The 26,929-nt window shown below is 70.2% G+C and carries 22 protein-coding genes; 9 read left to right on the top strand and 13 right to left on the bottom strand.

The window, feature by feature from the left end:
* Nucleotides 1–20 precede the first annotated feature (20 nt).
* The 4 genes from ACULK4_RS04150 to hisD form a co-directional block, all read right to left on the bottom strand.
* A complete protein-coding gene (locus tag ACULK4_RS04150) occupies nt 21–1,013 on the bottom strand; it encodes an alpha/beta hydrolase (RefSeq protein ID WP_445965916.1) in 993 nt (330 codons plus the stop codon).
* Between the two features lie 109 nt (nt 1,014–1,122).
* Nucleotides 1,123–2,586, bottom strand: a complete 1,464-nt coding sequence (locus tag ACULK4_RS04145; protein WP_445965917.1) for a purine-cytosine permease family protein — start codon at nt 2,584–2,586, stop codon at nt 1,123–1,125.
* Nucleotides 2,587–2,628: 42 nt separating this feature from the next.
* Entirely contained in the window at nt 2,629–3,426 is a 798-nt protein-coding gene (locus tag ACULK4_RS04140) for a nitrilase-related carbon-nitrogen hydrolase (protein WP_445965918.1), read from the bottom strand.
* Entirely contained in the window at nt 3,423–4,757 is a 1,335-nt protein-coding gene (gene hisD, locus ACULK4_RS04135; RefSeq protein ID WP_445965919.1) for a histidinol dehydrogenase, read from the bottom strand. Before hisD ends, ACULK4_RS04140 begins: the two co-directional genes overlap by 4 nt.
* Nucleotides 4,758–4,830: 73 nt before the next feature.
* Here hisD and ACULK4_RS04130 point away from each other — a divergent pair, with 73 nt between their 5' ends.
* Entirely contained in the window at nt 4,831–5,745 is a 915-nt protein-coding gene (locus ACULK4_RS04130) for a LysR family transcriptional regulator (RefSeq protein ID WP_445965920.1), read from the top strand.
* An 82-nt stretch (nt 5,746–5,827) separates the two neighbouring features.
* Here the strand turns inward: ACULK4_RS04130 and ACULK4_RS04125 are convergent, their stop codons facing one another.
* Nucleotides 5,828–6,766, bottom strand: a complete 939-nt coding sequence (locus ACULK4_RS04125; RefSeq protein ID WP_445965921.1) for a LysR family transcriptional regulator — start codon at nt 6,764–6,766, stop codon at nt 5,828–5,830.
* A gap of 72 nt (nt 6,767–6,838) precedes the next feature.
* On the opposite strand from ACULK4_RS04125, the gene ACULK4_RS04120 reads away from it, so the two are divergent.
* Complete coding sequence (locus ACULK4_RS04120; RefSeq protein ID WP_445965922.1) at nt 6,839–7,765, top strand: EamA family transporter; 927 nt, start codon at nt 6,839–6,841, stop codon at nt 7,763–7,765.
* A gap of 503 nt (nt 7,766–8,268) precedes the next feature.
* Here ACULK4_RS04120 and ACULK4_RS04115 read toward each other — a convergent pair.
* Entirely contained in the window at nt 8,269–8,457 is a 189-nt protein-coding gene (locus ACULK4_RS04115; RefSeq protein WP_445965923.1) for a hypothetical protein, read from the bottom strand.
* A gap of 179 nt (nt 8,458–8,636) precedes the next feature.
* Here ACULK4_RS04115 and ACULK4_RS04110 point away from each other — a divergent pair, with 179 nt between their 5' ends.
* The gene (locus tag ACULK4_RS04110; RefSeq protein ID WP_445965924.1) at nt 8,637–9,437 is read left to right on the top strand and encodes an HNH endonuclease signature motif containing protein; all 801 of its coding nucleotides are present in this window, start codon (nt 8,637–8,639) and stop codon (nt 9,435–9,437) included.
* A gap of 113 nt (nt 9,438–9,550) precedes the next feature.
* On the opposite strand, the gene ACULK4_RS04105 is transcribed toward ACULK4_RS04110, so the two are convergent.
* Entirely contained in the window at nt 9,551–11,686 is a 2,136-nt protein-coding gene (locus ACULK4_RS04105) for a hypothetical protein (protein WP_445965925.1), read from the bottom strand.
* 457 nt (nt 11,687–12,143) lie between these two features.
* Between ACULK4_RS04105 and ACULK4_RS04100 the strand changes: the two genes are divergently transcribed.
* Entirely contained in the window at nt 12,144–12,716 is a 573-nt protein-coding gene (locus ACULK4_RS04100; RefSeq protein ID WP_445965926.1) for a PadR family transcriptional regulator, read from the top strand.
* A 37-nt stretch (nt 12,717–12,753) separates the two neighbouring features.
* Nucleotides 12,754–14,475 (top strand): ABC1 kinase family protein, encoded by a 1,722-nt coding sequence (locus ACULK4_RS04095; protein ID WP_445965927.1) that lies wholly within the window; start codon nt 12,754–12,756, stop codon nt 14,473–14,475.
* Nucleotides 14,476–14,640: 165 nt separating this feature from the next.
* On the opposite strand, the gene ACULK4_RS04090 is transcribed toward ACULK4_RS04095, so the two are convergent.
* Nucleotides 14,641–15,645 carry a patatin-like phospholipase family protein gene (locus ACULK4_RS04090; protein ID WP_445965928.1) on the bottom strand — a complete coding sequence of 335 codons (1,005 nt, stop codon included), beginning with the start codon at nt 15,643–15,645 and terminating at the stop codon, nt 14,641–14,643.
* Between the two features lie 188 nt (nt 15,646–15,833).
* Between ACULK4_RS04090 and ACULK4_RS04085 the strand changes: the two genes are divergently transcribed.
* Nucleotides 15,834–16,451 carry a hypothetical protein gene (locus tag ACULK4_RS04085; RefSeq protein WP_445965929.1) on the top strand — a complete coding sequence of 206 codons (618 nt, stop codon included), beginning with the start codon at nt 15,834–15,836 and terminating at the stop codon, nt 16,449–16,451.
* 21 nt (nt 16,452–16,472) lie between these two features.
* On the opposite strand, the gene ACULK4_RS04080 is transcribed toward ACULK4_RS04085, so the two are convergent.
* The 3 genes from ACULK4_RS04080 to ACULK4_RS04070 form a co-directional block, all read right to left on the bottom strand.
* Nucleotides 16,473–16,919: a hypothetical protein gene (locus ACULK4_RS04080; protein ID WP_445965930.1), complete on the bottom strand. Its 447-nt coding sequence runs from the start codon at nt 16,917–16,919 to the stop codon at nt 16,473–16,475.
* 272 nt (nt 16,920–17,191) lie between these two features.
* A complete protein-coding gene (locus ACULK4_RS04075) occupies nt 17,192–19,279 on the bottom strand; it encodes a PrsW family glutamic-type intramembrane protease (protein ID WP_501043356.1) in 2,088 nt (695 codons plus the stop codon).
* Nucleotides 19,276–20,619, bottom strand: a complete 1,344-nt coding sequence (locus tag ACULK4_RS04070; RefSeq protein WP_445965185.1) for a PrsW family glutamic-type intramembrane protease — start codon at nt 20,617–20,619, stop codon at nt 19,276–19,278. The genes ACULK4_RS04075 and ACULK4_RS04070 overlap by 4 nt, the downstream gene beginning before the upstream one ends.
* A 319-nt stretch (nt 20,620–20,938) precedes the next feature.
* Between ACULK4_RS04070 and ACULK4_RS04065 the strand changes: the two genes are divergently transcribed.
* Nucleotides 20,939–23,635, top strand: a complete 2,697-nt coding sequence (locus ACULK4_RS04065) for a cell wall-binding repeat-containing protein (RefSeq protein WP_445965184.1) — start codon at nt 20,939–20,941, stop codon at nt 23,633–23,635.
* On the opposite strand, the gene ACULK4_RS04060 is transcribed toward ACULK4_RS04065, so the two are convergent.
* Nucleotides 23,632–23,802, bottom strand: a complete 171-nt coding sequence (locus tag ACULK4_RS04060) for a hypothetical protein (protein ID WP_445965183.1) — start codon at nt 23,800–23,802, stop codon at nt 23,632–23,634. The two genes, ACULK4_RS04065 and ACULK4_RS04060, sit on opposite strands and share 4 nt — an antisense overlap.
* Nucleotides 23,803–23,899: 97 nt before the next feature.
* Here ACULK4_RS04060 and ACULK4_RS04055 point away from each other — a divergent pair, with 97 nt between their 5' ends.
* A complete protein-coding gene (locus ACULK4_RS04055) occupies nt 23,900–24,145 on the top strand; it encodes a hypothetical protein (protein WP_445965182.1) in 246 nt (81 codons plus the stop codon).
* Between the two features lie 28 nt (nt 24,146–24,173).
* On the opposite strand, the gene ACULK4_RS04050 is transcribed toward ACULK4_RS04055, so the two are convergent.
* Nucleotides 24,174–25,715 (bottom strand): hypothetical protein, encoded by a 1,542-nt coding sequence (locus tag ACULK4_RS04050; RefSeq protein WP_445965181.1) that lies wholly within the window; start codon nt 25,713–25,715, stop codon nt 24,174–24,176.
* Between the two features lie 226 nt (nt 25,716–25,941).
* On the opposite strand from ACULK4_RS04050, the gene ACULK4_RS04045 reads away from it, so the two are divergent.
* On the top strand, nt 25,942–26,892 hold the full coding sequence (locus ACULK4_RS04045) for an alpha/beta fold hydrolase (protein ID WP_445965180.1): 951 nt from the start codon (nt 25,942–25,944) through the stop codon (nt 26,890–26,892).
* Nucleotides 26,893–26,929 lie beyond the last annotated feature (37 nt).

Genomic DNA, 26,929 nt, shown 5'->3' with positions numbered 1-26,929 from the left:
CGCGGTCCAGCGTGAGAGTCCTACCCGGCCGCGAGCCGCTCCCCCAGCCAGGCCCGCGCGCGAGCATGGAAGGCCCGCGTCACCTCGGCATCCCGAGCGATCGACTCGAAGCCGTGCGGCGCTCCCGGCACGACGTCGACCGTGCACTCGACACCGGCGTCGCTGAGCGCCCGGGCGTAGGCGAGGTCCTCGTCGTGGAACAGGTCGATGTCGCCGACGCCGATCCACGCCGGCGGCAGGCCGGTCAGGTCGGTGCGGCGGCCGGGCACGGCGAAGTCGGGCACGCCGTCGCCGCCCGGCGGCGCCTGCAGGTACGACGACCAGCCGACGAGGTTGTCGCGGTTGGTCCAGGCGAAGTGCCGTATCGAGTCGAGTTCCCGCCGCGCGGCGGTGCGGTCGTCGAGCATCGGGCAGTACAGCAGCTGCGCGGCCGGCTGCGGTCCGCGGCCGGCGAGCAGACGCTGCGCGAGCGCGGCCGCGAGTCCTCCGCCCGCGCTCTCCCCGCCGACCGCGACGCGGGCCGGATCGATGCCGCGAGCGGACGCGGCATCCTGCACCCACTCCCACGCCGCGACGCAGTCGTCGAGCGGCACCGGGAACGGATGCTGCGGCGCGAGCCGGTACTCGACCGAGACGACCACGATGCCGAGCCGCTCGGCGAGCTCCGTGCAGAACCGATCGTCCGCCGCAGCGGCGCCGATCACGAGGCCGCCGCCGTGCATCCAGAGCAGGGCCGCGCGGGCGGGCGCCACCGGCGCCGTCGCATCGGTGGGGGTGAAGACCCGCACCCCCGTACCGCGAGCATCGAAGTCGACCTTCTCGAAACGGACGCCCGCTGTCGGCTTCGGCTGCGGGATGAGCGCGAGCAGTGCCTGCGTCATCCGTCGCTGCCAGCCGCGGCGTACCTGTGGGCGAGGGAACCACCGGTAGGCGCGGCGGAGCTCCGGATGCAGGTCGGCGATGCGCATGCGCGCCTGGGAGGGATGCACGTCATCTGCGCGGGTACTCGTCATGGTGGTCTCGATTCTCGTGCATGGGCTCCTCTCACGCACCGGAACGGCCGGCGACCCGAAGGTCGCCGGCCGCTCCGTCGAACGTCCCGAACGGGTGCGCAATCGAACGTCAGCCGCGGGACGAGAAGCTCACGGACTCGACGCCGATCGACTCGGTGTCGAGCTTCGCCTGGGCGCGCTCGGCGGTGAGGTCGAGGCTGCGGGCGAGAAGCAGGTACACGATGGCCGACACCGCGAGACCGGCGAACAGCGCGACATCCGCACCCCCCATCGCCTCGGCGACCGGACCCACGTACCAGGCGGTGACGACGAAGGGGATCATCGCCACGATGCCGGCGGCGTACGCGATCAGGCCGCGCCAGCCCCAGCTGCCGTAGAGCCCGTTGGGCACGAAGATCTGGCCGATGGCGTAGTTCCCGCGGCGAACGAAGTAGTAGTCGACGAGGTTCACCGAGGTCCAGGGAACGAGCACGTACAGCAGCACGACGAGGAAGCTGCCGAACGACGCGAGGAACTCACCCGTCGAGAGCTCGGCCCCGATGAGGCCGGCGAGCGCGATCACGCTGCACGCGATGATACGCACGCGACGCGTCGGCGTGATCGTCTTGAACGAGTCGACGATGGTGATGACCTCGATCGACGAGGCGTAGATGTTCACCGTGATCACGGTGATGAGCGCAGGCAGCGCTGAGAGCAGGAGCCACGGACCCGAGCCGGGCAGGATGGCGTCGGCCGCCTGGCGGACCGCCTCGATCGGAGCGGCGTCCGCGAACAGCGCCGCGACGAACGCGCCGAGCACCATCAGCCACACCGCACCGACCAGCACGCCGGTGTACGTGTAGAAGGTCGCCTTGCCCGGGCTCGTCTGCGGAGGCAGGTACCGGGAGTAGTCCGACACGTACGGCGCCCAGCCGAGGGCGTACGCCGCGGCGGCGCCGAACTGCACGAGGAACGCCGGCCAGTTCAAACCTGCGAGCGAGAACTGGTCCGCCGGCAGCGGAAGCACGAGGATGGCGGCGATCGAGAACAGGCCGAACGTCGCGAGGAACAGCCACGTGAGCCACTTCTGCGTGCGATGGATCCAGTGGTATCCGACGATCGCCAGCGATAGCGCGAGGGCGGTGATGAGCACGTACCAGAGGTGCGGCGCATCGACTCCGGTGGTCATGCTCACCACCTCGGCGGCGAGCAACTGATTGAAGATGTTGAAGCCGACGATGCTCGCGACGACCACGAGGCAGATCACGACGACGCCGCGGTAGCCGAACTGGGCACGCGACTGGATCATCTGCGGCAATCCGAGCTGCGGCCCCTGCGCCGAGTGGAACGCCGTGAAGACGGTGCCGACGGCGACACCGCTGACGATCGCGATGAGCGCGGTCAGGAAGTTCGCGCCGAGCGCGATCCCGACCATTCCGGTGGCGAGCGTGGTGAGGTTCGCGTTCGACATGAACCAGAGCGGGAAGAGCATCGTCGGCTTCCCGCGGCGTTCCTCGAGCGGCACCCAGTCGATCGACTTGACCTCGATGGTGCTTCGGACAGCCGTCGGTGGTGGAGCGGACTGGATCGTCATGGCGGTTCCTTTCTCGGGGCAGATCCGGAGGGGGTTGCCGGATCAGTAGAGGTCGGGTCGGCGGTCGCCGAACAGGTCGTTGCGGGGGTTGAGGGACTTGTCGCCAGGGCTCAGCCGGAGATCGGCGACCGCGATGCCGTCATCAGGCACGGCGGCGATCCATCCGTCGCCGTCGATCACGACGGTGCCGCCCGTCCAACGCACTCCGCGTTCGCTGCCCGCGCGATCCGCGATGACCGTCGGCAATCGCGATGACCGCGCCGAACCCATCGCCTGGATGATCTCGGGCGCGTGCTCGCCGTCGGGCCGGGGCACGAGCGGCCAGTTGACCGGCAGCGCCAGCACGTCGGCTCCGGCGAGCGCGAGCGCTCTCGGCACCTCGGGGAACTCGTTGTCGTAGCAGATCGCCACTCCGAGCCTGCCGACAGCCGTGTCGAAGACGGCCCCCGCCGTGTCGCCGACGTCGAAGATCTCCCGCTCGCGGTCCCAGAGATGCGCCTTGCGGTACTGGCCGATGGTCGCGTCGCGGGTTATGACCACCGCCGAGTTGTAGAGCCGGTCGCCGTCCCGTTCGAGGTACCCGAACACGGCGACGACGCCCTCGGGCAGCGCTGCGCGAAGCGCGTCGAAACGAGGGTCGTCACGCGTCACGGCAGCCTGCGCGGCCTCTGCGGCGTCGTCGAAGACGTAGCCGCTCGTCGCGAGCTCAGGCAGCACGAGCAGGTGAGCTCCGGATGCCGCGCCGCGCTCGAGTGCGGACCGGAGCCGCTCGAGGTTGCCGTCGACGTCTCCGAGCCGGACGCCGACCTCGAGCGCGGCCGCCCGGAGCTCGGTCGTCATGCCGGAACCTGTTCCTTCGCGTCGATCCGCTCGAGGCGGAGTGTCGCGGTCGCGTCGTGGGCGGCCATCCCCTCCGACTCCGAGATGACGTGCACGGCCTCGGCGACGAGGGGCGTGGCATCCCGTTCGATCCGCTGCCAGGTCAACGGCTTCAGGAACCGGGAGACGGAAAGCCCCGCGCTGTGCCTGGCTCCACCCGCGGTCGGCAGTACGTGGTTCGTGCCCGCCATGCCCTTGTCGGAGTACGCCACGGTGCTCCACGGACCGAGGAACAGCGAGCCGTAGTTCGCGAGTGCCTCAGCGTAGAAGTCGTCGTCGTCCGTGATCACCTCCAGGTGCTCCGGGGCGAGGTCGTCCATCAGCTCGACGACCGTCTCGCGGTCGGGCGCGACGGTGATCGAGCCGTAGTCGCGCCACGCCGCACCGGCGATCTCGGCGGTCGCCAGGCCTTCGAGCTGACGCTCGACCTCGGCGGCCACCTCATCGGCGAGCCGGCGACTCGTGGTGATGAGCGCGGCGGGCGAGTTCGGCCCGTGCTCGGCCTGGCCGAGCAGGTCGGCGGCCACGATGATCGGGTCGGCGGTCTCGTCCGCGATGACGGCCACCTCGCTCGGCCCGGCCAGGAGGTCGATGGACGTCGTGCCGAAGAGCTGGCGCTTCGCCTCGGCGACGTAGGCGTTGCCGGCGCCGACGAGCATGTCGACCGGCTCCTCGATCAGGCCGAAGGCCATGGCTGCGAGCGCCTGCACTCCGCCGAGCACGTAGACGGCGTCCACGCCCGACAGGTGGGCGGCGTAGAGGACGGCGTCGTTCGGTCCGCCGTCAGGCTGCGGCGGCGTGCAGGCGATGACCCGAGGCACGCCGGCCTCCTTCGCGACGCCGACGGTCATGAAGGCGGACGCTGTGAGCGGGAAGCGCCCGGCGGGGAGGTATGCCCCGACCCGGCCGACCGGAACGTAGCGCACTCCGGTGCGCAGGCCGGGGGCGGCCTCGAACTCGAAGTCCTGCAGGTGGGAACGGTGCTCACGTGCGAACGCTCGCGTCCGAGCGGACCCCAGTTCGATGGCGTCGCGCAGTGCCGGCTCGAGATTGTCGCCGCTTCGGGCGATCCGGTCCGCATCGAGCTCGAACGAGTCACCGGCCCAGCGATCGAGCCGCCGCGCGTAGTCGCGCACGGCATCCATGCCACGACGCTCGAGGTCGGCGAGCATGTCGCTCACGCGCTCGACGACGGCAGGGTCGCGCTGGGCAGCCGGGGCATCGATGGCGGGCACCTTGACGCGCTGGATGCGGGCGGCATGACGAGAGAGAACAGCAGGGGTGTGACGCATGTCGGCAATGGTAGGCAGCGCCCAACTTGAAGGGCAACGACAGGATCACCACTGAACACCATAGGCTTTCCCTATGCGAATCTCTCAGCTTCGCGCCTTCATCGCCTCGTGCGAGCAAGGGTCGTTCACGGGCGCAGCGCGCGATCTCGGCCTCGCGCAACCGACCATCTCGGAGCTCGTCCGGACGCTCGAGGACGAGTGCGGCTTGAAGCTCTTCGTGCGCGGCGGCCGTTCACTGCAGCTGACCTCGACCGGTGAGTCGCTGCTGCCATGGGCCCGACGGGCGGTCGAGAGCGTCGCCGGAGCCGAGGACCTCGTGCGTTCGCTGCGCGGGCTCGACGGCGGGGTCGCCTCCTTCGGGGTGCTCCGCAACGCCGACTTCTACTTCCTCTCATCGCTCGCCGAGGAGTTCCACCGGGCGCACCCGAGGGTGCGGATCCGCCTCGTCGGACAGAACTCCGTCAGTGTTGCCCAGGCGGTTCGCGCGGGCGAACTCGAGGCGGGTTTCGTCGTCCTGCCCGTCCCGTCCGAAGGGCTCGACGTCCGGCCGATCCTCCGCGACGAGGTCCGCTGGGTCAGCGCCGACCCGGCACGCACCGCCGAACCGATGACGATCGACCGGATCCCCGCGGCACCGCTGATCCTGTACGACGCGCACTACGGATCGGACGACCCGACCCGACGCCAGCTCGCCGACCGGGCGCTCGCCGCCGGCGTCGAGCTGAACCCCGTCATCGAGGTCGAGAACGTCGAAGCCGCCCTCTCGCTGGTGCGCCGGGGACTCGGGGAGACCATGGCGGCTCGCGCCGTGATCTCGAGCCCCGGCTTCCCGGCGGAACTCCTGACCACGCCCTTCGCCGAGCCGCTCTACGACGTCATCGCGCTCGTGACACGCACCGGCAGCACCCTGTCCCCGGTCACGGAGGCCCTGGTTTCCACCGCCCTGCAGTTGCTGAAACCGGCGGCCCCGCTGTCGCTGAACCGCTGAATCGGTGAATCGCTGAATCGCGGAATCTCGTCCACGCCCGTCTCTCGCCCCTCGACGCCTCCGAGATCCCACACGAGGCGAATCAACGCTCGTGCAGCCCCGCCGCCCCCGCCCGCACCGCATCGAGCACCGCCTGCAGCGCCGGCGAGTCCGCCTGGCTGCGGCGATGCACGGCCGCGACCCCGCGCACCGACGCGGGCTGCACGGTCGGGATCGCCACGAGATCGTCGGGCAGCGGCGAGCGGCCGAGGCGCGGCACGAGCGCCACCCCGAGGCCGGCGCGCACGAGCTCGAGGTGGTTCTCGAACTCCATGGACTCGTGCACGATGCGGGGCGCGTTCGAGACGCCGTCGAACAGGCGCCGCAGCCATTGGCGGCAGATCGTCGAGTCGAACGTCGCGACCCACTGCTCCTCGGCGAGGTCGAGCGGGGTCAGCTCGGTGCGGGCCGCGAGCGGGTGCTCGCGGCGCAGGATCACGTCCGCGACATCCGTGAACAGGGGCGTCTCGATCAGGTGATCGGGCATCGCGAGCGCCACGCCGCCCCACCGGTGCACGATTCCGAGGTCGCGCTGACCGGATGCCACGAGCGCGATCGTCTCCCACGGCTCGCTCTCGCGCATCGGCACCCGCAGTTCCGGATGCTCCGCGCGCAGCCGCGGCAGTACGTCGACGAGCAGGCCCCGCACCGCGGTCGAGAACGCGCCGATGCGGACCTCCCCGGTGATGCGGCGCGCGGCCGCGCCATCCCCCGTCGCGCTGCTCGCGAGATGCAGGTCGGCCTCGATGCGCTCCAGGTCGGCGAGCACCGTCGCCGACGACGTGACGAGCTGGCGCGCGGCATCCGTCAACACCACACCGCGACCCGCTCGCTCGAGCAGCGCCACCCGCGTGCCGCGCTCGAGGCGCTTGATCTGCTGCGACACCGCCGACGGCGTGAATCCGAGCGCATCCGCCGCCGCCGCGACGCTCCCGTTCGTCGCCACCGCCCGCAGTGCGACCACCGCTTCCAGATCGATCATGCAGCGATGCTACCGATTCAGGCAGAGAAATGGTCGCTGGTGATTCCGGATGCCGCGGGCGAACCTTGACCCATGACGAGACGCGACATGCTGCTGGCCGCGCTGGTGGCGACGATGTGGGGCTTCAACTTCGTCGTCATCGACTGGGGCATGGATGGCATCCCGCCGCTGTTCTTCGTCGCGGTGCGCTTCGCGGTCGTCGCGGTTGCGGTCGTCGTCGTGCCCCGGCCGCTCGCGAGCTGGAAGACCGTCGTCGGCGTCGGCCTCTTCATGAGCCTCGGCCAGTTCGCACTGCTCTACACGTCGATCGCGCTCGGGCTGCAGCCCGGTATCGCGGCGCTGCTGCTGCAGGCGCAGGTCGTGCTCACGATCGTGGTGGCGGCGCTCGCGCTGCGCGAGCGGCCGACGCGGCTGCAGGTCACGGGGGTGCTGCTCGGAACGGTGGGGCTGGGCGTTGTCGCGCTCGGCCGCGGCGGGGACGCGCCGGCGCTCGCGGTCGTGCTGTGCCTGCTCGCCGCGCTGTCGTGGGCTCTCGGGAATGTGGTGGCGCGCCGGGCCGGGCCGGTCGCGCCCGCCAGGCGGTTCGGCGCTCTGTCGCTCACGGTGTGGTCGTCGCTCGTCGTGCCCCTGCCCGCGCTCGGCCTGTCGGCGCTCATCGAGGGGCCCGACGCGATCGCCGCCGGCATCGCCGCATTCGGATGGCGCCCGCTGCTCTCGACGCTCTACACCGCGGGACTCTGCACACTCGTCGGCTATGCGATCTTCAACGGGCTGCTCGCCCGCAACCGGTCGGCGTCGGTCGTGCCGTGGGTGCTGCTCGCGCCGGTCGTCGCGATGGCGTCGGCCGCGGTGCTGCTCGGTCAGGTGCCGAACGTGTGGGAGACGGTGGGCGGCGCGGTGCTCGTGGTAGGGGTGTTCGTCGCGAATGCGCCTGCGCGGCGGACGGCGGTGGCATCGTCGGGATCCGCTCTGGAACCGGTGGGGCCGCGGTCGGGGTGAGGCGACGGATGCCGCGGCCATCACGGAGGTCGAGGGCGCGACGGATGCCACGGGGCCGACCAGGCCCGCACCTCGAGGACGCGTGGGATGCTGCGCGGCGACTCGTCCTCCACAGGCACCCGTTCGCCGTAGTTCTCCACAAGCAAACAGCCTGATCATGGCTGGTTTCAGGCGCGAGCGGATGTCGGTGGGTGGGTGCAGGATCGAAGCATGGAACAGCTCCCGACCCCGCAGCATCCGCTGGGTGCGCTGTCTGCGCTGCAGCGAGATGTCGCCGCGCTGCGCGAGGCGTGGGCGGGCGGGTCGCCGGCGTGGGGCGCCGTTCGCGGAGGCATGCACCTCGAGGTCGAGCAGATGAGCGACGCCGGACTCATGCAGGTCACCGAGGCGCTGGCGAGGGTCCGACGTGATGTCGATGCGGTGCTGGCCAGGGTCGCCGCCGAGGTGTCGAAGCGGTCCGGGCCGGAGTTCGGCGACACCGGGTTCGCGAAGACGCAGGGGTTTCACAATCCGACCCGCCTCATCGCAGCGGCCACCGGAGGGTCGCGCGGCGACGCGCGCAGGCTGATCGCGGTGGGCATCGCCACGGCGGAGCGGCAGACCTTCACCGGTGGGCGGCTGCCGTCGCGGCATCGGCACATCGCCGAGGCCCTCGAGTCGGCCGTGATCAGCATCGAGGCGGCATCCGCCATCACCACGATGCTCGACCGGGCGTCGATGCGATCCGACCCCGACCGGGTCCAGGTCGTCGAGGCGGCGCTGGTCGACCTCGCCGCGCGGGTGCCGCTCGAGACGCTCCTCCGTGGAGTGCGCGAGGCCGAGGCGCGCCTCGATCCCGACGGCGTCGAAACCCCGCGAAGACGAGCTCCGCATGGAGCGTTCGCTGACCATGCGGGAGGACGGCCGCGGAGTGGTGCACCTGCACGCCCGACTCGACCCCGAGAGTGCCGCCCCGGTCAAGGCCGCGATCGAAGCACTCGTCAGCGACGCGCTGCGCAGACGCGAACCCAGCGGACGCGCATTCGGTGTTCGCATCGCCGCCGACGGTCGACCCGGCGACGGCCCGCACGGCCCGATCATCGACGACCACCGTACGATCCCGCAGATCCAGGCCGACGCCCTCGCCGCACTCGCCCGTCACACCCTCGGCTGCACGCAGACCCACACCCCGCTCGCCAAGACCACCGTCATCGTGCGGGTCGACCTCGATTCGCTCGTGGAGGGGCTCGGGCACGCTCGCATCGACGGTCTCGAACAACCCGTCTCAGCCGCAACCGCCCGCCGCATGGCCGCCGACGCCGAACTCATCCCGACCGTCCTCGGGGGCGACAGCCTGCCGCTCGACCTCGGCCGAGCCGCCCGCCTGTTCACTCGGTCGCAGCGGCTCGCGCTCGGTGAGCGAGACGGCGGTTGTGCGTCCTGCGGCCAGAACATCGGCTACGTCGAAGCGCACCACATCGACTGGTGGGAACGCGACACCGGCCCGACCGACCTGTCGAACGGGGTGATGCTCTGCAGCTTCTGCCATCACATGATCCACCGCGACGGTTGGCGCATCCACGCGGGCCCGACCGAGGTCTGGTTCATCCCGCCGCCGCACATCGATCCGGCACAGGTCCCACGGCTCGGCGGCCGAGCCCGCTTCGAGCTGCGCGAAGGCCGGGCGGCGTGACGCCGTTCGAGGGCGCTCAGCGCGCTCGTGGAACGGATGCCGCAGGACTCGTGGTGCCCGAGAACTCGGCACGCAGGATGCGCCATGCCGGGAGACGCGCCGAGTTCTCCGCGTCAGTCTCCCCCCGCGGGCGAGGTTTCGCGGGTCGCGATCCAGTACACGGTGTACGTGTAGCCCGCGACGACCACCGTGCCGAGCGCGATCTCGCCGCCGAGTTGCGCGGCGTGCCCCAGCGTCGACACGCTCAGGTAGCCGTTCTTGATGGGGAACATGAGGCCGGTCGGCAAGCCCTTGATGCCGTGCACGCGAAGCTGAGCGACGGTTTCGGCGAGCGCCTCCTCCAGGCCGCGCATGATGTACGACTTCTTGTAGAGCGTCATCCCGACGGCCGCGCGGAACTCCCGGAACAGCAGCAGTTTCGGGCTGAGGATCGAATGGACCTGCTCGTGGTACTTGGCGAGGTTCTGCTCGGCCACGGTGCCCTGCGTCGAATACCAGTAGTCGCCGTACCGGTTGGTGCCGCCGGTGCCGGCGCCCTTCGAGGCATCCCCCTTGACCGTGGGCTTGTAGAACCGTGCGCGTTCTCCGGCCGTGGCGACGTCGCCGACGGCACCGGCCGCGGCGCTCTCGGCGGAAGTCGCGGCGTCCGCCGTGACCCCGAATCGCGTCGCCGCCTTCCTGCTCAGCTCGCCCGCGGCTTCTTCGCCGACGACCGCGACCGCGCGGGCGCGGAACCCCACCAGCGCCTCGGGTGTGCGCAACGCCGCGAGTGCCCGCGCGCTCGGGCGAACCGCGCGCGCCAACGGACCGAGCTCGAGACCGAGCGCCAGTGCGTCGATCATCACCCAGGCGAGCGTCGGCTCCTTCAGCGAGATGTCGGCCTCGGATTCCTCGAGCGCGACGCTCTCGGCCGCCTTCTCGTTGCGGTACTCCGTGATGCTCCCGGCAAGGTTGCCGACACCCCACGCGGCCGCGACAGCCATGCCCGCGGCAGGCGTGAAGAGCAGCCCGGCGACCACCGAGGTCACGATGGCGAGCGCGACCTTCACCCAGCTGAGGAACGTCTCGTCGGACTCGATCTCGGCGATGCGGCGCTGCACCGCTCCGATGAGCACCGGGTCGTCGACTTCGAGGCGCTGCAGCGTGATCTGGAGGACGTTGCGCAGGTTCCACACCTTGAGTTCGTCGTCGGCGATGGCGCGCCGTACCCGGGCGATGTTCTCGAGGATGTCGGCCACCGGCCCACGAACCAGCTCGCCGAGTTGCTCGTACGGTGCCGTCGCGAACATGCCCGGGCGATAGGTGGAGTTCAGCAGGATCGGGTACTCACGGCCGAACCCGAACCGCGCCGCGTCGTAGACCGCGCGTCGCTGCGGAGCGATCACGCGATTCTTCTCGAGGTTCGCGATGTCGACCAGCACGCTCCGCTCGTGCTCGGGGATCATCGCCTCGAACTCCTCCGGCGTCGGAACGCCGGCCGGCGGCGCGAATCGGCGCAGCGCGTCCTCGGCGACTCGGATCGACAGCTCGGCGGGATGCGGGTCGAGCTCGGCGAGCGTGCGGTCCGCGTCCAGGAACCCGTCGATATCAGGGCTGCAGACCTGCTGCGAGTACCGTTGCTGCTCCGCCTTCGCCTCCTCCTCGTTGGCGGTGAGCATGCCGTCGGCGACCAGGCGGGCCTCGCGAAGGAACATCCGAGGGAACTCCTCGTTCACGAGTCGCAGCAGCGCCGCTTCGTCGGCGACACCGAGCTGGGTGAGTCGTGCGCTGATGCGCCGAGTGAGGTCCTCCTCGTATCCGTGCGCCACGGCGTACTCCTCGAACAGGCCGCCCTGATCACCGCCCGCCGTCCGTGCCCTCGCCTCCATGTCGGCGAGCGACCGCCGCGCGGAATCTCGGCGCTCGATCATGCCGACGAGGTCGCTGCCGCCGGAGGCCTGTCGCAGCCGCTTCGCGTCCGCCTCGTCGAGGGCCGGTCGCAGCAACGACGAGTACCGGTCGGGCAGCGGCCTGCCGTCGGCACCGACCGGCGCAGGTTTCGGTGTCGTCCCGGCTCCGGAAGTCGCCCACGGCGCCATGCTCATGTTCGGGTTCGACGGCGGCATCGGCGTGAGCGTGAGCTCGGGCGGCACGGTGAGCGTGGTCTGTCGTGCGACGGTGACGGTTCCCCTCGCACCGAAGCCCCCATGGGCGGATGCCTCGACCAACCGCGCGATGGCGGCATTGCCGCTCATGCGCTGGAGCGCCATCAAGTCTCCGCCGGGAATGCGCATGACGCCGGTTGCCGCGTTCAGCGCGATCCGGGGCGACACCAGTGCGGGTATCGGCCGCATCATCGATCCACGCCTCGGAGCGGCCGTCGATCCCGGCCGCAGCGGCGCGATGCCGGGTGCCCGATGCAGGTTGGGGCCTCGCGGGCTCGCGCTGGCGCCCGCGGCCGACGCATCTCGCATGCTCGGACGCTACTTGCCGCGTCTACACGCCGCGTCACGTCTGCCCGATCGGGCGACACGTCAGCCCGAACGTGCAGCGCGGGCCGGGCCTCATCGGGCGGCGAGTGCTCGACTCCCTCGCCCTGGATTGGGCCTCCCGATAGTGGTCCACGCGATTCCTCTCAGCAGATTCCCGACGAGTGACCGGGTCGAGCGATATATCGTTGACATATCGTCGAGACCCGATCAGGGCCCCGGTTTCAGGGAGGTCATCATGAGCGATTCGTATGGCGGCGGCTTCGGCAGCGGCTCGGGCAACTGGGGCAAGGGCGGCCCCGGGCAGGGGCTGTGGGAGGCCATGGAACAGCTTCGCGGCATGTTCGAGCAGAAGGTCGCGCCGCGCATGGGCAAGGGCGACGTCCGCGCCGCGGTGCTCGCGCTGCTGGCCGAGAAGCCGATGCACGGCTACCAGATCATCAGCGAGATCGCCGAGCGCAGCGGCGGCGCGTGGAAGCCGAGCGCGGGCTCGGTGTATCCGACGCTGCAACTGCTCGCCGACGAGGGGCTGATCACCGCGGAGGAGGAGGGCGGGCGCAAGACGTACACGCTCACCGAGATGGGCAGGGCCGAGGCCGCGACATCCGCTGACCGCACCCCGTGGCCGACCCCGAGCGGAAGCCGCAGCCACGACACCGGCCCGGCAGGCACGCTCGCGAAGGCCGGCTTCGAGCTCGCCCAGGCGGCGGCGCAGGTCGGGCGCACGGGCAGTCCCGAGCAGGTCGAGAAGGCGGTCGAGGTGCTCGACGACGCGCGTCGCCGTCTGTACTCGATCCTCGCCCAGGACTGACTGAGTGCCCTCGACACGTCGGCATCCGGCAGGCAGGATGCCCGATGTGGGGAACACGCGCGCGCGATACCGGCGGATCCTGCGGTTCGCCGCGCGGTACATGGTCCAGACGTGGTGGTACGAGCTCGTGCTGCCACGCTTCGGCCTGGCGACGTTCGTGGCGCGCGGGCGCGCGGCGCGGCTGACCCGCATCGCCCAGCGCTTCCACGTGCTCGCGGTCGACCTCGGCGGCCTCATGATCAAGGTCGGCCAGTACATGTCATCGCGACTCGACGTGCTGCCGCCCGAGATCACCCGCGAGCTCGCCGGGCTGCAGGACGAGGTGCCGCCCGTGCCGTTCGACGCGATCCGGCGCCTCGCCGAGGCCGAGCTGGGCGTGCCGCTCGAGCGTTCGTACGCGGAGTTCGACCCGACGCCGCTCGCCGCGGCATCCCTCGGCCAAGCGCACCGCGCCCGGCTCGCAGCCGTAGACGCCGGCGACATGGGATACGACGAGGCCGTCGTCAAGGTGCAGCGTCCGGGCATCGAGGTGATCGTCGACGTCGACCTCGCGGCGCTGCGCCGCGTCGCCGGGTGGCTCAGCCGCGTGCGGTTCGTCGCGAGCCGCGTCGACCTGCCCTCGCTCGTCGAGGAGTTCGCCGCCACGAGCCTCCAGGAGATCGACTACCTGCAGGAGGCGCAGTATGCCGAGCGGTTCGCCGCGAACTTCGCCGACGACCCCCGCGTCGCCGCGCCCGAGGTCGTCTGGGAGCGCACCACGCGCCGCGTGCTGACGCTCGCCGACGTGACCGCGATCAAGATCAACGACCGCGCGGGCCTGGTGGCGGCGGGCATCGACCCGAAGGCGGTCGCGGCGCAGTTCGCGGCCGTCATGTTCGACCAGCTCTTCCGCGACGGGTACTTCCACGCCGACCCGCACCCCGGCAACATCTTCGTCACGCCGGTCTCGCCCGCGTCATCCGCTTCGACCCAAGGGGCGACGGATGCCGCGGCGCCGGCGTGGCAGCTCACCTTCATCGACTTCGGCATGATGGGCGAGGTGCCCGACTCGCTGCGTCGGGGCCTGCAGCAACTGCTGCTCGCCATCGCCGCGCGCGACGGCAAGCGCATGGTCCAGGCCATCCAGGGCGTCGGCTTCCTGCTGCCCACCGCCGAGACCGCAGAGCTCGAACGGGCGATGACGGCACTGTTCGCTCGCTTCGGCGGAATGGGCTTCTACGAACTGCAGCAGGTCGATGAGCGTGAGCTGCGCCGCTTCGCGATCGAGTTCGGCGACGTCGTGCGCTCGCTGCCGTTCCAGCTGCCCGAGAACTTCCTGCTCGTCATCCGCTCGATGTCGCTGACCTCGGGCCTCTGCAGCTCGCTCGACCCGGAGTTCAACCTGTGGGACGCCGTGGAGCCCTACGCCGCGAAACTGCTGCGCGACGAGGGCGGCGGCATCGTCCGGGCGGCCGGGCGCGAGGCGCTGTCCGTCGCCGGCACGGCCTGGCGGCTGCCGGGACGCCTCGACGCGCTCGCCGACCGCATCGAAGCCGGGCGCCTCGTCGCCAACTCGCCGCGAATCGAGCAGCGGATGGCGCGGCTCGAGCGCGCGGCCCAGCGCATCGTGTCGGCGGTCCTGTTCGTCGGGCTCTTCGTCGGCGGCATCCTGCTTCGGGTCGACGAGCCGGTGTGGGGCGTTGCGCTCATGGCGGCGTCGGCGGTGCCGCTGCTGCATGCCGTGTTCGCCGGGGTGTTCGGGCGGCGCGGGGCGGGTTGATCGGCTGCCGGCGTTCGCCGGCGCGGGCTTCCGCCCTCCGACGAGCTCAGGGCGCCGGACCATCCGGCGGATCGCGAACCGACGACCTTACCGACAATCCATCACCACGACCACTGCGCGCTGGACGTGCACAGCGCCTGCTCACCGAGCCTCTGCATACGGCAACTACCCCGCACGGAGCCGCTCCACTACCGCATCGATCACGGGGCCACTCTGCGCAAGCAGGTCATCCGTCGCCGACTTGAGAATCGCAAGTCGCGCCTCAGATGGATCATCCATCTTCCCGGCGACCCGATCGTCTTCCACCTGCAGCCTCATCACTCGTGACGGAGACAGGGCGCGAACGGCCAACAGGTGGCCCGCGGTCGTGGCGGTCGCCATCCTGACGAGATCTTGGGCGGACCCCAGCCAGTTGGCGGTCTCGTCGAACACGCCGGCCGACCGGGCGACGCCTGTCCCGAGCGACAGCATGACGACCGACTGCCCGGTGAGCCCCCGCTCCGTCGTGAGCATCAGTGATTCCGCCACCGCGACGCCCGCCGGATTGTTCGCCCAGACGCCCCCATCGATGAAACGGCAGGTTCGTCCAGCCCACTCGCGCTCGAAGGGCGGGAGGTAGGTGGGGGCAGCGGAGGTCGCCCGCGCAGCCGCCCAGAGCGGCATGTCCAATCGAGGATCGCTGCGGGCATCGCGTCGACTGATCACGACCGGTTGGTTCGAGTCCGCGTCGAAGCTGGTGACGGCGACATCCATACCGGCATCCGACACAAGGCGATCACCGAGCACCTCGCGCAGCACGCCTTCGAGTCCCGCTGCGGAGTGCCGTGCATTGCCGCCGAAGTCCGGATGCCCGCCGAACGGTGCTCCGAAGAAGCGGCCGAAGTTCTCCATCTGCTCACCAAGCGTCGATCCGCGACCGGCGATGAGTTCACCCTCCGACCCGAAAATGCGCGATCCATACGTCGGATAGAACTGCGCGAGCTCGGCGGCCGAGGTTCCGGCAGCGAGCCCGATCGAAATGATCGCACCCGTCGATGTGCCCACCGCGATATCGAAGAGATCCTTGGCGTGCATGCCCGAGCGCCGCTCGATCTCCGCGAGCACGAGCGCTGGGATGTACCCGCGGATGCCCCCACCATCGATGGAGAGGACCCGCACCGGGGAATTCATCCGTCCACGATGGATGCCGGGGGCGCCGGTGTCAATGCGGCTCGCGACGAAGAATCGCCAACTGGCGCTGCCGCCGCTTCATGCGTGAGTGCTGCGCGGCTGCGGAGCGCCTGAACGGGGACTGGACCCCCGGGTTGGCGCGCGCAAGAATGAGCGCCCAAGAAGTTCGGGCTCGGAATGGAGTCGCAATGAGGTTCTTCTTCGATTCCACGGCGACCGGCGCAGCCGGGACCGAGTTCTATGCGACGCCCTCGTACCTGGCTCTCACGACGGTTTCAGAGGATCCTCCCGGCGCCACGTACCTCTACCTGACGCCGGGACCGATTCCCAACTCGATGACGATTCACGCGTGCTGGGAGAACGAACTCGACGGGTGGATACCGCTCCTCACCGACGAAGTCCGTGCAGCGGACTGGCGCAGGTTCCTGTGGGCCACCTATCCGACCGTGGGCTACCTCATGGACAACGCGCAAGAGGGGAGGTACGGCGCACCCGGTCTGGATCGGGTGATCGACCCTGACGACATGAATCCGAAGTGGTGCATCTCGCTATCAGTCGGGAACGTCGCACCGCCGGACTTCGTGACGCAGGAGAGCGCCCGCGAGTTCCTCCGAACCCCTCGCCTGCGAGACGCCTACTCGTCGTTGTTGGAATCAAGCTTCACCGCTGCGCGCGAGGTCATGACGGCGAAACCATCGACCGCGAGTTTCACCCGGCTCTTCGGCAAGGAGTATCTGCGCTCTCAGAAGGCAGCGCTGATTTGGACGAGCGAATGGATGCCTCGCATCTCCGGCCTTTTCGGATGACTCGTGCGAAGGATGAGCGGCTCAGGGCTCGTTGGCGAACGGCGTGAACGGCTGGCTCACTTTGCCCACGGCGAGCGCGGCGGCGATCATCTCAATGACGTCGCGTTCGTCGCGACTCATGCTCGTTCCGAAGATCGGCGTGACCTCGGCGATGTTCTTCGCGAGCTGCACCATCGTGTTGCGGAAGACACCGGCTTGAGTCGGGTCCACCTTCGCCTCGAGCGCGCCACGAGCCTGCGCCAGAATCGTCGCGAAATCAGTCCCCGCCGCTACCGCCGATTCGAACCGCGGGATCGTCGCGGGCTCGTTCGCGGCGGCCATGACGTCACGTGTGAAGGCGTCCTGCGGTCGGAACGGTGCCTTCGCAATCCCCTTCGCCGTGATGTCGAACGCATTGGCTTCGGGATACGAGAACTTCCCGTCGGCGTTGGCGACCGCGAACAGCACGACGAGCGGCACGAAGACCATGTTGTTCCACTCGCTCTCGGAGAGTCCATGTCGTGTCATCACCACTCCTCTGCAAGGACCGTGCGCAGGTCGCTGAGCTCGCCGACCGTGTTGCTGACGGAGTCTCCTCCTGGATGAGAGTGAACGCAAGGATTGCTCGGCTTAGGATCAAGCGTTCACACCACTCGCCGGTCTCCATACGGCGGTCGTCGACGGGGCATGGCGGCAGCATCGTGCAGGCGCTCGGGCAGCAGGCGCGAGACGGTCACCCGGGTGCGCGGGGAGCAGGCAAGCTAGCTCTCGTCGTCATCCGGGTCTACTGGTTCACCGTCGGGACCGTACTGACTGGAGCGGTCGATATCGCCGTCGAGGTCATCGTCGTAGTAGACCGTGGACGTGCCATCCCGGTGCTGAATGACGCGCGTGCGGTCAGGGACGCCGTCGCCATCGTCATCCAAGATCGTGGTGTTCTGGCCGTCCTCGCCCTCCCACATGACGCGGTCCGGCTGGCGGTCGCCATCGTCGTCGTGGACCCTGACCCTGGTGTCGGTCTCGCGATCCTCGATCTGCTCGTGCCGCTCCCAGCCGCCTTCATCGACCACCCATCGATCAGGCAGCCCGTCACCGTCGTCATCGAACGTCGTCGACTTGGTTCCGCTCGGTGTCGACTCCCGGTCCACGGCGTCATCATTCCGCTCGACGTGCTCACCGTCGGCGCCGAACTCGTTCTTCGGCTTCGGCTCCTCCGTGTCCGTCTCCTTCGGCTTCGGCTCCTCCTTCGGCTTCGGCTTCGGCTCCTCCTTCGGCTTCGGCTTCGGCTCCTCCTTCGGCTTCGGCTTCGGCTTCGGCGCCTCCTTGGGCTTCGGCTTCGGCGCCTCCGTGGGCTTCGGCGCCTCCGTGGGCTTCGGCTTCGGCGCCTCCGTGGGCTTCGGCTTCGGTTCCTCCTTCGGCTTCGGCTTCGGCTCCTCCTTCGGCTTCGGCTTCGGCTCCTCCTTCGGCTTCGGCTTCGGTTCCTCCTTCGGCTTCGGCTTCGGCTTCGGTTCCTCCTTCGGCTTCGGCTTCGGCTTCTCCTTCCCCTTCTCCTCCCCGGGCGGTGGCTTCGAGCCTCCTCCCCCGGCAGCCGCAGCACCGCCCGCAGCGCCCCCGGCAACTCCGGGCAACGCGTCGCCGGGGTCCCATGAGCAGAGCAGGCACGCGGCGTCGGCCCCGGGCGCTCGCAGACTGATCCACCCCGCGAGCAGCAAGAACGGGAGCCCGAGCAACCCCAGACGCAACAGCTGACGGTGTGTCCAGACATCCGCGCTGCCCTCGACGCGGTACGCCGCCCTCACCTTCGCCAGCCGCCGCCAGCGTTGATCCCTGAACGACGCGAGCCGCTCTCGCCACGTGGTTCCCGCAAGCGAGGGCAGGAGAATCCGCGGCGTTGCACCGGCGGCTGCCAGGTCGCGATAGTCCACGGCTGCGGCGATCACCAGCGTCAGCAGAAAGAGGTACGGCATCGCTGCAGTGACCCCGACAGCCTCGATGAGGGGTTCCCACGGGTCGCCGATCCCGCCCTGCCGGCTCTCCTGCATGTTGACCGCCATATGCCCGATGACGATCCAAGCGCCGACCAGCCAGCTGAGCACGCCGAACAGAACTGCGTGCTCACGACGGCGGTGGGCACGCCACCAGAGGCCGACGGCTGCGGCGATGACGGCTGTCGCGGCGGCGTGGGTGAAGCTCCACTCGAGACTCCCGCAGGGCGCGATTCCGGTTGGGAACATGAGGATCCCGGGCAGATAGTCACAGTCCTGGGCGCCCGACCGGGCGATCTCCTCGATCAGGGCGAATCCGATGCCCGACATCAGACCGACGAGCACGCAGTCGCCGACGGTCATGGTCCGGGCACGCTGCGACCAGGCGAGGATCACCAGCAGCGGGAGCAGCTTGAAGAACTCCTCCACGATCGGCGTCCAGAAGCCGCTGACCCACGGATCGATCGAGGGGAAGGGACCACGCAGAACGGCGTAGTCGAACAGTGCAGCCAAGCCGCTCGTGGTGATCACGACAGCTGTCGACACCGCACTGATCCCGACCGCAGCGATGACCATGAGCGTTCGGACCGAGAGCGTGCGGGTGCGGACGAGGATCAGGCCCTGGACGATCGAGAGGAAGAACGCGATGAGCAGGATGATCGTGCTCATCGGATCAGCACTGTTGATCATCGTCACGACGACCGACAGCAGCAGCACGGCGCTGACGGCCGCGATCAGGATCGGCTTGGGAATCCGACGTGTGACGCGTGCGGCCACGGCCCGCGCGCGCTGGAGGAGCACATCCAACGCGCCGGCAGTGCCGGTCGCCTGCTCCCCGCTCCGCGTCGAGGTCTCCGCGCTCATGGTCCATCGGCCTCTCGAACGGACCGGTCTTCGACGCGCTGCCGGGACGGCACCATCAGGGCCAGGCCCAGCAGCATCATTCCGGCGGCGACTGGCAGCCCGGCCGGGGCTTCCCACAGACAGGCCAGGCACGACAGGCCGGCGTCACCGCGTTCGGGCACACCCGTACCGCCCGTGACGGTCGCGCCGATGCCGATCAGGATCGCGCCGAGCGCTCCGGCAGGGGGGACGCCGCCACGCCCGTCGCGCGACCGATCAGGTGCGGTGCCGAGTGCCTCGATCGCAGCCAGCCGACGCGATCGCGGCGCCGCGAGGGCGCGAACGAGCGCGGAGACACCCGAGGAGCGGCTGCCGTCGAAGGCGGGGAGCAGGAGCGACCGCAAGGGCGCGACGGTCCGCAGGTCTCGCAGATCGACGACCACCGCGGCCGCGAACACGGTCAGGAAGAACACGGGAAGCACAGCGCTGATCGGGCTCCGAGCCAGCCAGGTCAAGGGCTCCGCCAGCGGCTCCCACAGGGGAGCGATGCCATCGGAGACATTGACGGCGACGTGCAGCACCAGCACCAGACCGACAGTGAGCCACACGAGGCCCGCCAGCGCTCCAGTGGGCCGCTCGCGACGGCGTGCTCGCCACCAGAAGCCGATCACTCCGGCGATCAGGCCGGTGGCCACACCATGGCGGAACAGGCCCTGCCCATTCTCGGAGACGGGGCCGGCCGGGATGGCCACCAGGCCAGCGCTGTAATCACCCGGGCCGCGGCCGGCAACCGTCTCAGTGAACTGGAACCCGATCCCCACCACGAAGCCGAGCAGGAGCACGTCGACCACGCTCAGCGCGCGGGAGCGCGCCGACAGGAAGAGCACGGCGAGCAGCGGGAGCAGCTTGAGGCTCTCTTCGAGCAAGGGGGCCAACAGATAGAAGGACATCGCGTCGCTGAGATCGAGGACCCCCCGATCCCGCGGGAAGTCCAGCAGGGTCCGAAGGCCGGCCGTGAGCGCAACTGCGGCCAGAGCGATGACTCCCGCCCCGAGGGTCACCAGGATGGCGAGGGTACGAATGGCCAGTGTGCGGCTCAGCGCCAGGATGCAGACCTCGGCGAAGCCCAGCAGAAGGGCCAGAGCGATGATCGGGACGGCATCGGTCTCGGAACGGGCCCCTGCCAACCAGAACAACCAGGCCGCCGGCAGACAGATCAGCACGACCAGCACGGGGGCGCTGATGACTCGAGAAGCTCGCCCGAGCGCCGTCGACACCCGTGCGATCGCGTCATCCAGACCGGATGCCGAACGCCCTCCAGGGAGCGGAGTCACGCGGTGCGGCGGCAGGTTAAATGCCATGCGACATGACCCTCTCCTCGGCGAGGTCATGTCGTCATGAGGCGGCTGATCGGGCCGACTTGCGGTTTCGCCAGATTCTACCGCGCCGCATCGCCCGGTCCGAGGGGTCACGGGACACGGCGACGCGGCGTCGAACATCACGTAATCGGTCGATCGGAGCGAGCGCCCGGCCCGGTCGAGCGAGCTCGGCCGGTACCGTTGCCGAACCGAGACATCCGCACCCGTCTCCCGGCGCGATCGGCCGATAGATTCTGCTCGGCGCTGCTCTTGCGCCGTCGACCGATGCGGCCCCACCCGCACCCCTCGAGAACGGATGCGCGTGACCCGACGCCGACGCACGAACCTGATCGCTGTGCTCGCCGCACTGAGCCTCATCCTCGGCGGGGTGGTGCCCGCGGCCGCCGCCGAGGCACCCACCGTGTACTCGTCGGTCCGACTCACCGACGAGCTGGGCGAGCCCGTGCGCGGAGCTTGGGTCACGGCGGTCCCCGTCGGAGGCGGCGACATGCTCGCGGCCACGACGGATGCCGCGGGAACGGCCGTCTTCGCCGATGCACCGTCGACACCCGGGGAGCACACCCTCCGTGCGTCGTGGCGCGGCGCAGGGTACGGCGACGGGTATGCCTGGCGCGACGGCGAGTTCGTGCCGGAAACCGCGTACATGACCCTCCCGGCGCTGCTCATCGGATCGTCGGAGGACGCCGTCCAGCTCGAGGGCACGCTCCCGCTCACCCTCGCTCACGGCACCGTCTCGGGGGTGATCGTCGATCATGTCGGAGTGCCGGTCGCCGGTGCGGACGTCGCGCTGGAAGTGGAGTACGGCCTGCCACGCGCGACGGTCTTCTCCGACCAGTCGGGCGCGTTCACCTTCTGGAACGTGCCGGCGGGCACGTTCAAGCTTTCGGCCGACTGCTCGTGTGCGCCCACGCCCACCACGCCGTTCGGGTTCCTCTGGTCGGGCAGTGCGGAAGTGTCCGTCGACGCGGATGCCCACATCGAGGGCTTGGAGGTGCGACTCAAGTCGAAGGGGCGCCTGAGCGGTTCGTTCCTCGCCGAAGACGCGGACGGGACCACCACGCCGCTGCCGGACACCGACCGCGTCGGGCTGGTCTACGAGGTCGGAACCCGGCCGCAGACGATGGCCACGAAGGAGGTGTGGAACGTGAACGGGACGTATGCGGTCGACCTCGAACCGGGCGAGTACCGAGTCGTGTTCGGTCGCTACATGATTCCCACCGGCGACACCTATCCGGTGTTCGTGCCCGACCAGTTCTTCGACCGGACGATCGCCGAGACGTCCTCGACCGTGGTGACCGTCTCGGCGGGCGCCGAGACCTCCTCCATCGATGCCGTCTACGACGAACCGCCGCTCGAGGTCGGCCCGGTCTACCGGACCATCGTGCTTCGCGACGAGCTCGGCACGCCCCTGACGAACGCGATCGTTCGGGCGACGCCGCTCGGAAGCGACACCGTGTGGACCTCGGCGACCATCGAGGGAGGGGCGAGCTTCCACCAGGCCTGGGTCTACCCGATGCGCGTGGAGCTGCGGGTCGAGTTCCGCTCCGTCCACTACGTCTGGACCGAGAGCGGATTCGTCCCCGAGACCGACGACACGGTTCCGACGCCGATCTGGATCACCAATCGCTCCGGCTCGCCCGTCCTGCGTACGACCCTGCCGACCAAGATCCCAGCGGGTGTCGTCACGGGCGAGGTCCGATTCAACGGGACGGTGCTCCCCACTTGGACCGAGGTCGCACTGACCGAGGTCGACGGCACGGTCGCCGCCACGGCCACCGTCGACGCGTGGGGCGCATACACGATGAAGGACATCGCGCCGGGCGACTATCTCGTGCGCTTCTCCAACACCTCTTGGTGGAATGGCGCGAGATTCGGCTTCACCCGCGGATGGTACGACCAGGCGCTCAAGCCCAGCGACGCGACGACGGTGACCATCGTCGGCAACGAGACCCACTCCGGCGTGGACCACGAGTTGGTCCCGGCAGGCCAGATCCGGGGCAGCTACCGGGGTCGAACCGCCGACGGCGCTGACGTTCCCCTGAGCGACCGGGCCGTGGCCGTGTACCCGGCGGGAAGCGCGCCCAACGCCCCCGACGCCCGATGGGCGGATGTCGCCGACGACGGCACGTACGCGCAGAACCTCGACCTCGGCGACTACCAGGTCGCCTTCGGGCGTCTCGAGACACCCGAGGGCAGTGACGAGCAGGTCTTCGCGGTGGAGCGGTACTTCGACGGGACCACCTCGGCCGAGGCCCTGACGGTGACCGTCGAGCCCAACCTCGTGACATCGGTCTCGGCGGTCCTGCCGATGCCGACGCCGACGCCGACGCCCACGCCGACACCGACACCGACACCGACACCGACGCCCAGCCCGTCGCCCGAGCAGGACACGGTCACCCGGCTGGCCGGTCCCGACCGGTACGCCACCGCCGCCGCGATCTCGGCGGCCTCGTTCGCGCCGGGCGTGGAAACCGTCTACATCGCCTCCGGCGCCGGGTTCGCCGACGCCCTGGCCGGCGCACCCGTCGCCGGATCCGGCGACGCCCCGGTCCTGCTGGTCGGCGCCACCACCATCCCCGCCCCCATCGCCACCGAACTCGAACGCCTCGACCCAGGCAGGATCGTCATCCTCGGCGGAACCGGATCCGTCTCCTCAACCGTCGCCACCCAGCTGAAGTCGTACACCGCCGGATCGGTCACCCGACTGGCCGGTCCCGACCGGTACGCCACCGCGGCCGCGATCTCGACGGCCTCGTTCGCGCCGGGCGTGGAAACCGTCTACATCGCCTCCGGCGCCGGGTTCGCCGACGCCCTGGCCGGCGCACCCGTCGCCGGATCCGGCGACGCCCCGGTCCTGCTGGTCGGCGCCACCACCATCCCCGCCCCCATCGCCACCGAACTCGAACGCCTCGACCCAGGCAGGATCGTCATCCTCGGCGGAACCGGATCCGTCTCCTCAACCGTCGCCACCCAGCTGAAGTCGTACCTGGCCGGCTAGCGCCAGGTCAGCGGGCGGATGTGATCGCCGATCCATTCCGCGAGCGCGTCGAGCTCGACCTCGCCGGCGGCGACGGCTTGGAGGGAGCGGTCGGTGGCCGCGACATCCGTCACCACCAGGTCGTGCCCGTTGAGCTCGAGGAACGCGACGGTGCCAACCGCTCGCATGTCGCACGGCGCCGGAACTTCTTCGCCGAACTCCTGCCCGAGGGCGACCTGTTCGCCGACCTCGGTGCCGCTGCGACACCAGCCCAACGACGGGCGGATGGCGTTCGCCGTGAACGGCGTCTACCGGCACGCCGACCTCACGATGAACGACCTGGAGGCGCAGCTCGGGTCGTGGTCGGTGGCGGCCCGCGAGCTCGTGCGGCCGACACTCGAGCGGATCGCGGACGTGATCGCAGCCGAGCCACCACATCCCCCGGCGCACGAAGGGCTCCGCCACGAGCTCAGTGCCTTCGTGTCGAATCTGCTCGGTGGTGCGTCGGTCGGATCGCCGGCGACGCCGTAGTGCCGGGGCAATGCGGCAACCGTGCGTCTCAGTTGCTCGGGGGCGGGTTCGGGGCCTTCTCGTCGTCCTCCTCGCCGTCGTCGGCTTCGCTCTCCGGGAAGGTCGACAGCGCCTGCACCCACTCGAAGGTCGCCTGCGAGTCGAGCACGATGCTCCATTGCGCCGGGTCGCGCCACGCAGGCTGCGGGCGCTTGATCGAGATCTCGCCGTCCGGCCGGTAGCCCTTGGCCATCCACAGCTTGTTCGTCGGGTGGTCGTCGTTCTCGGCGGTGAGGAACACATCGCCGCTCACCCCGAAGCGGAAGCCCGACGGATGCCGAATCGTCACGCCCGCGTGGATGTCGGCCGTCGAGTTCTCGGCGGTGTTCCGGAACCGACCGACGAACCGGCTCTCCCCATCGATGCTGCACTGCAGCCGCCCCTCGAACCAGGTGATGTCATGACCGGGCGGCTCGCTCGTGACGGGCCGCACCTTGGGTGCCCCCATCGAGAACACCCTCTGCCCCGGCCGGACCCGATACTCGGGGCCGTGCTCCGAACGGATGTCGCAGATCTCCTGGGTGGCGAACAGCTCCTCGCCCTCCTCGAGGGGCTCGCCGACCGGCACGCGGTCGTGCTCGGGATCGACCAGCCCTCGGCCGATCTCCTCCTCTGCGCCATCCCGACGCCGGAACACCCGGACGAGCGCTCCGGGCAGCGCCACCACGGTGACCGAGCGGCGCGACGAGAAGCCGAACGCGATCTCGGGTGGCTGCACGTCCGGCAGCGGCTCGACCGGCTCATCCGAAACGGAACGACTGGGCCCACCGCCGCAGGCGACCTGCACCGCGAAGACCACGTCGCCCTCGACCAGCCCCGGCGTCACCTCGACGGCGATACGGTCGGTCGGGCTCCACACCCAGGGGCTCAAGAAGTACTCACCGAGTGCCCCGCGAGCCGCCACCCTGACCAGCGCGCCCGGCGTCACGCCGACCACCCGAACCACGCGCGCGCACGCGAACAGCGGGCCCACCGGTCGGTGATCCGCACCGGCCGGCCGGGGCCCGACGGTCACGGTGCCGGGCTCGCTCACCAGGCCGCACATCGACTGGGTGACCGACACGGTCGCGCCGGCCCGGAGCCCGGTCACGTCGAACCGCTGGGCGTTGCCGCCGGGCGCCACCCGTGCGTGGAACACCGTGCCGTCCGCCTCGATCTCGATGTCGGCGCCGCCCCTCAGCCCCTCCACCCAGAGGAACGGTGAGCCCTCGCAGGGTGGCTGCAGCGCCGGCCGCCCAGGGGCCTGCGCCGGACCGAACCGCACGCCGACCGGCTCGGACGCTTCGACCTCGCACCCGCCGATCAGCGACTGCACCACGGTCAGCTCGCCGCCGCCCGAGTCCAGCGGGGACGAGAGCACGTACGTCAGGCTCTCGAGGTCGAACGCGGCGCTCTCGCTCAGCCCCTCGCTCACGCGGTCGATCGTGACCAGTGCGCCGTCGACCACGCCGCCGATCACCATCGACGCGTCGCACCCCCGAGGCGCCGACCCGCGCAGTACGACCTGCGGCAGCTGAGCGCCGGGTTCCACCGGCGGCGGCGCGACTCGGCCAGACGCCTGTCGCGACGAGCCTGCCGGCGCGGCCGCGCCGGGCGGTGCGGACTGCCTCGCAGCGACGCTCGAACTGCCGTACGGGAGGGGCACGGCTACTCCGCGCAGCTCCGGTCGCGCAGGTGTCGATTCGGATGCCGCGTCACATCCGCCGTCGCCACCCGGTCGGAGCCTGCGACACCTTCACGAGAGACGGAGCGACACCATGACCGGCGCACTCGAGCGGATGGAACCGCTGCACCATGCGACCGCGGGCGACCTCGACGTCGCCTACTACGAGTCCGGCCCGGCCGACGGGCCGCCCGTGCTCCTGCTGCACGGCTTCCCCTACGACATCCACAGCTACGTCGAGGTCGCGCCGCGGCTGGCGCGGGCCGGCTTCCGGGTGATCGTGCCGTATCTCCGCGGCCACGGACCGACGAGCTTCCGCGACCGTGCCACACCGCGCACCGGCCAACAGGCCGCCCTCGCGCGCGACGTCGTCGACCTGATGGATGCGCTCGGCATCGACCGCGCGGTGCTCGCCGGCTACGACTGGGGCGGGCGCGCCGCGTGCGCCGCGGCCGTGCTGTGGCCCGAACGTGTGACGGGCATCGTTTCGGTGAACGGCTACCTCATCCAGGACATCCGCGGCTCGCTGCATCCGCTGCGCCCCGACCTCGAGGCGGGCTTCTGGTACTTCTTCTACTTCCTCACCGAACGGGGCCGGGCGGGCCTCACCGCGAACCGCCGCGCGATCGCCGAGGTCGTCTGGCGCCGCAACTCCCCCGCGTGGCGGTTCGACGACGCCGAGCTCGACCGAGCGGCCGCGGCGTTCGAGAACCCCGACTACGTCGACGTGGTCATCCACTCGTACCGGCACCGCCTGAACCACGCCGACGGCGCGCCCGCGTACCTGCGGCTCGAAGCCGAGTTGGCGAAGCTGCCGCCGATCCCCGTGCCCGCGGTCACCCTCGATGGGCTCGCCGACGGCAACTTCCCGGCGACGGATGCCGCGGCATCCGCTGCCCGCTTCACCGGCCCGCGCCGCCACCACCGTGTGCCCGACGCCGGGCACAACCTGCCGCGCGAGGCGCCGCAGGCCTTCGCGGACGCGGTCGTCGAGGTGGCGCGGCTCGCAGCATCCGTCACGGGCGGAGACCCGGCCCGGTCGTAGCTGACGACACCATCGCTCGCGACCGCGAGCACCGGTC

The sequence above is a fragment of the Agromyces selenitireducens genome (assembly GCF_052748465.2).
This window is presented reverse-complemented; position numbering and strand designations above follow the sequence as displayed.

Excerpts from the sequence above, each read along its gene's own strand:
- ACULK4_RS04125 (WP_445965921.1), bottom strand. The coding sequence starts at position 6,766 with ATGATCGATCTGGAAGCGGTGGTCGCACTGCGGGCGGTGGCGACGAAC.
- ACULK4_RS04115 (WP_445965923.1), bottom strand. The coding sequence starts at position 8,457 with ATGGCGGATGCCGCCTCGATGCTGATCACGGCCGACTCGAGGGCCTCG.
- ACULK4_RS04070 (WP_445965185.1), bottom strand. The coding sequence starts at position 20,619 with ATGGCATTTAACCTGCCGCCGCACCGCGTGACTCCGCTCCCTGGAGGG.
- ACULK4_RS04150 (WP_445965916.1), bottom strand. The coding sequence starts at position 1,013 with ATGACGAGTACCCGCGCAGATGACGTGCATCCCTCCCAGGCGCGCATG.
- ACULK4_RS04130 (WP_445965920.1), top strand. The coding sequence starts at position 4,831 with ATGCGAATCTCTCAGCTTCGCGCCTTCATCGCCTCGTGCGAGCAAGGG.
- ACULK4_RS04080 (WP_445965930.1), bottom strand. The coding sequence starts at position 16,919 with ATGGTCTTCGTGCCGCTCGTCGTGCTGTTCGCGGTCGCCAACGCCGAC.
- ACULK4_RS04055 (WP_445965182.1), top strand. The coding sequence starts at position 23,900 with ATGGCGTTCGCCGTGAACGGCGTCTACCGGCACGCCGACCTCACGATG.
- ACULK4_RS04095 (WP_445965927.1), top strand. The coding sequence starts at position 12,754 with ATGCCCGATGTGGGGAACACGCGCGCGCGATACCGGCGGATCCTGCGG.
- ACULK4_RS04090 (WP_445965928.1), bottom strand. The coding sequence starts at position 15,645 with ATGAATTCCCCGGTGCGGGTCCTCTCCATCGATGGTGGGGGCATCCGC.
- ACULK4_RS04100 (WP_445965926.1), top strand. The coding sequence starts at position 12,144 with ATGAGCGATTCGTATGGCGGCGGCTTCGGCAGCGGCTCGGGCAACTGG.
- ACULK4_RS04140 (WP_445965918.1), bottom strand. The coding sequence starts at position 3,426 with ATGACGACCGAGCTCCGGGCGGCCGCGCTCGAGGTCGGCGTCCGGCTC.
- ACULK4_RS04085 (WP_445965929.1), top strand. The coding sequence starts at position 15,834 with ATGAGGTTCTTCTTCGATTCCACGGCGACCGGCGCAGCCGGGACCGAG.
- ACULK4_RS04045 (WP_445965180.1), top strand. The coding sequence starts at position 25,942 with ATGACCGGCGCACTCGAGCGGATGGAACCGCTGCACCATGCGACCGCG.
- ACULK4_RS04105 (WP_445965925.1), bottom strand. The coding sequence starts at position 11,686 with ATGGCGCTCCAGCGCATGAGCGGCAATGCCGCCATCGCGCGGTTGGTC.
- ACULK4_RS04110 (WP_445965924.1), top strand. The coding sequence starts at position 8,637 with ATGGAGCGTTCGCTGACCATGCGGGAGGACGGCCGCGGAGTGGTGCAC.
- ACULK4_RS04145 (WP_445965917.1), bottom strand. The coding sequence starts at position 2,586 with ATGACGATCCAGTCCGCTCCACCACCGACGGCTGTCCGAAGCACCATC.
- ACULK4_RS04060 (WP_445965183.1), bottom strand. The coding sequence starts at position 23,802 with ATGCGAGCGGTTGGCACCGTCGCGTTCCTCGAGCTCAACGGGCACGAC.
- ACULK4_RS04075 (WP_501043356.1), bottom strand. The coding sequence starts at position 19,279 with ATGAGCGCGGAGACCTCGACGCGGAGCGGGGAGCAGGCGACCGGCACT.
- ACULK4_RS04120 (WP_445965922.1), top strand. The coding sequence starts at position 6,839 with ATGACGAGACGCGACATGCTGCTGGCCGCGCTGGTGGCGACGATGTGG.
- hisD (WP_445965919.1), bottom strand. The coding sequence starts at position 4,757 with ATGCGTCACACCCCTGCTGTTCTCTCTCGTCATGCCGCCCGCATCCAG.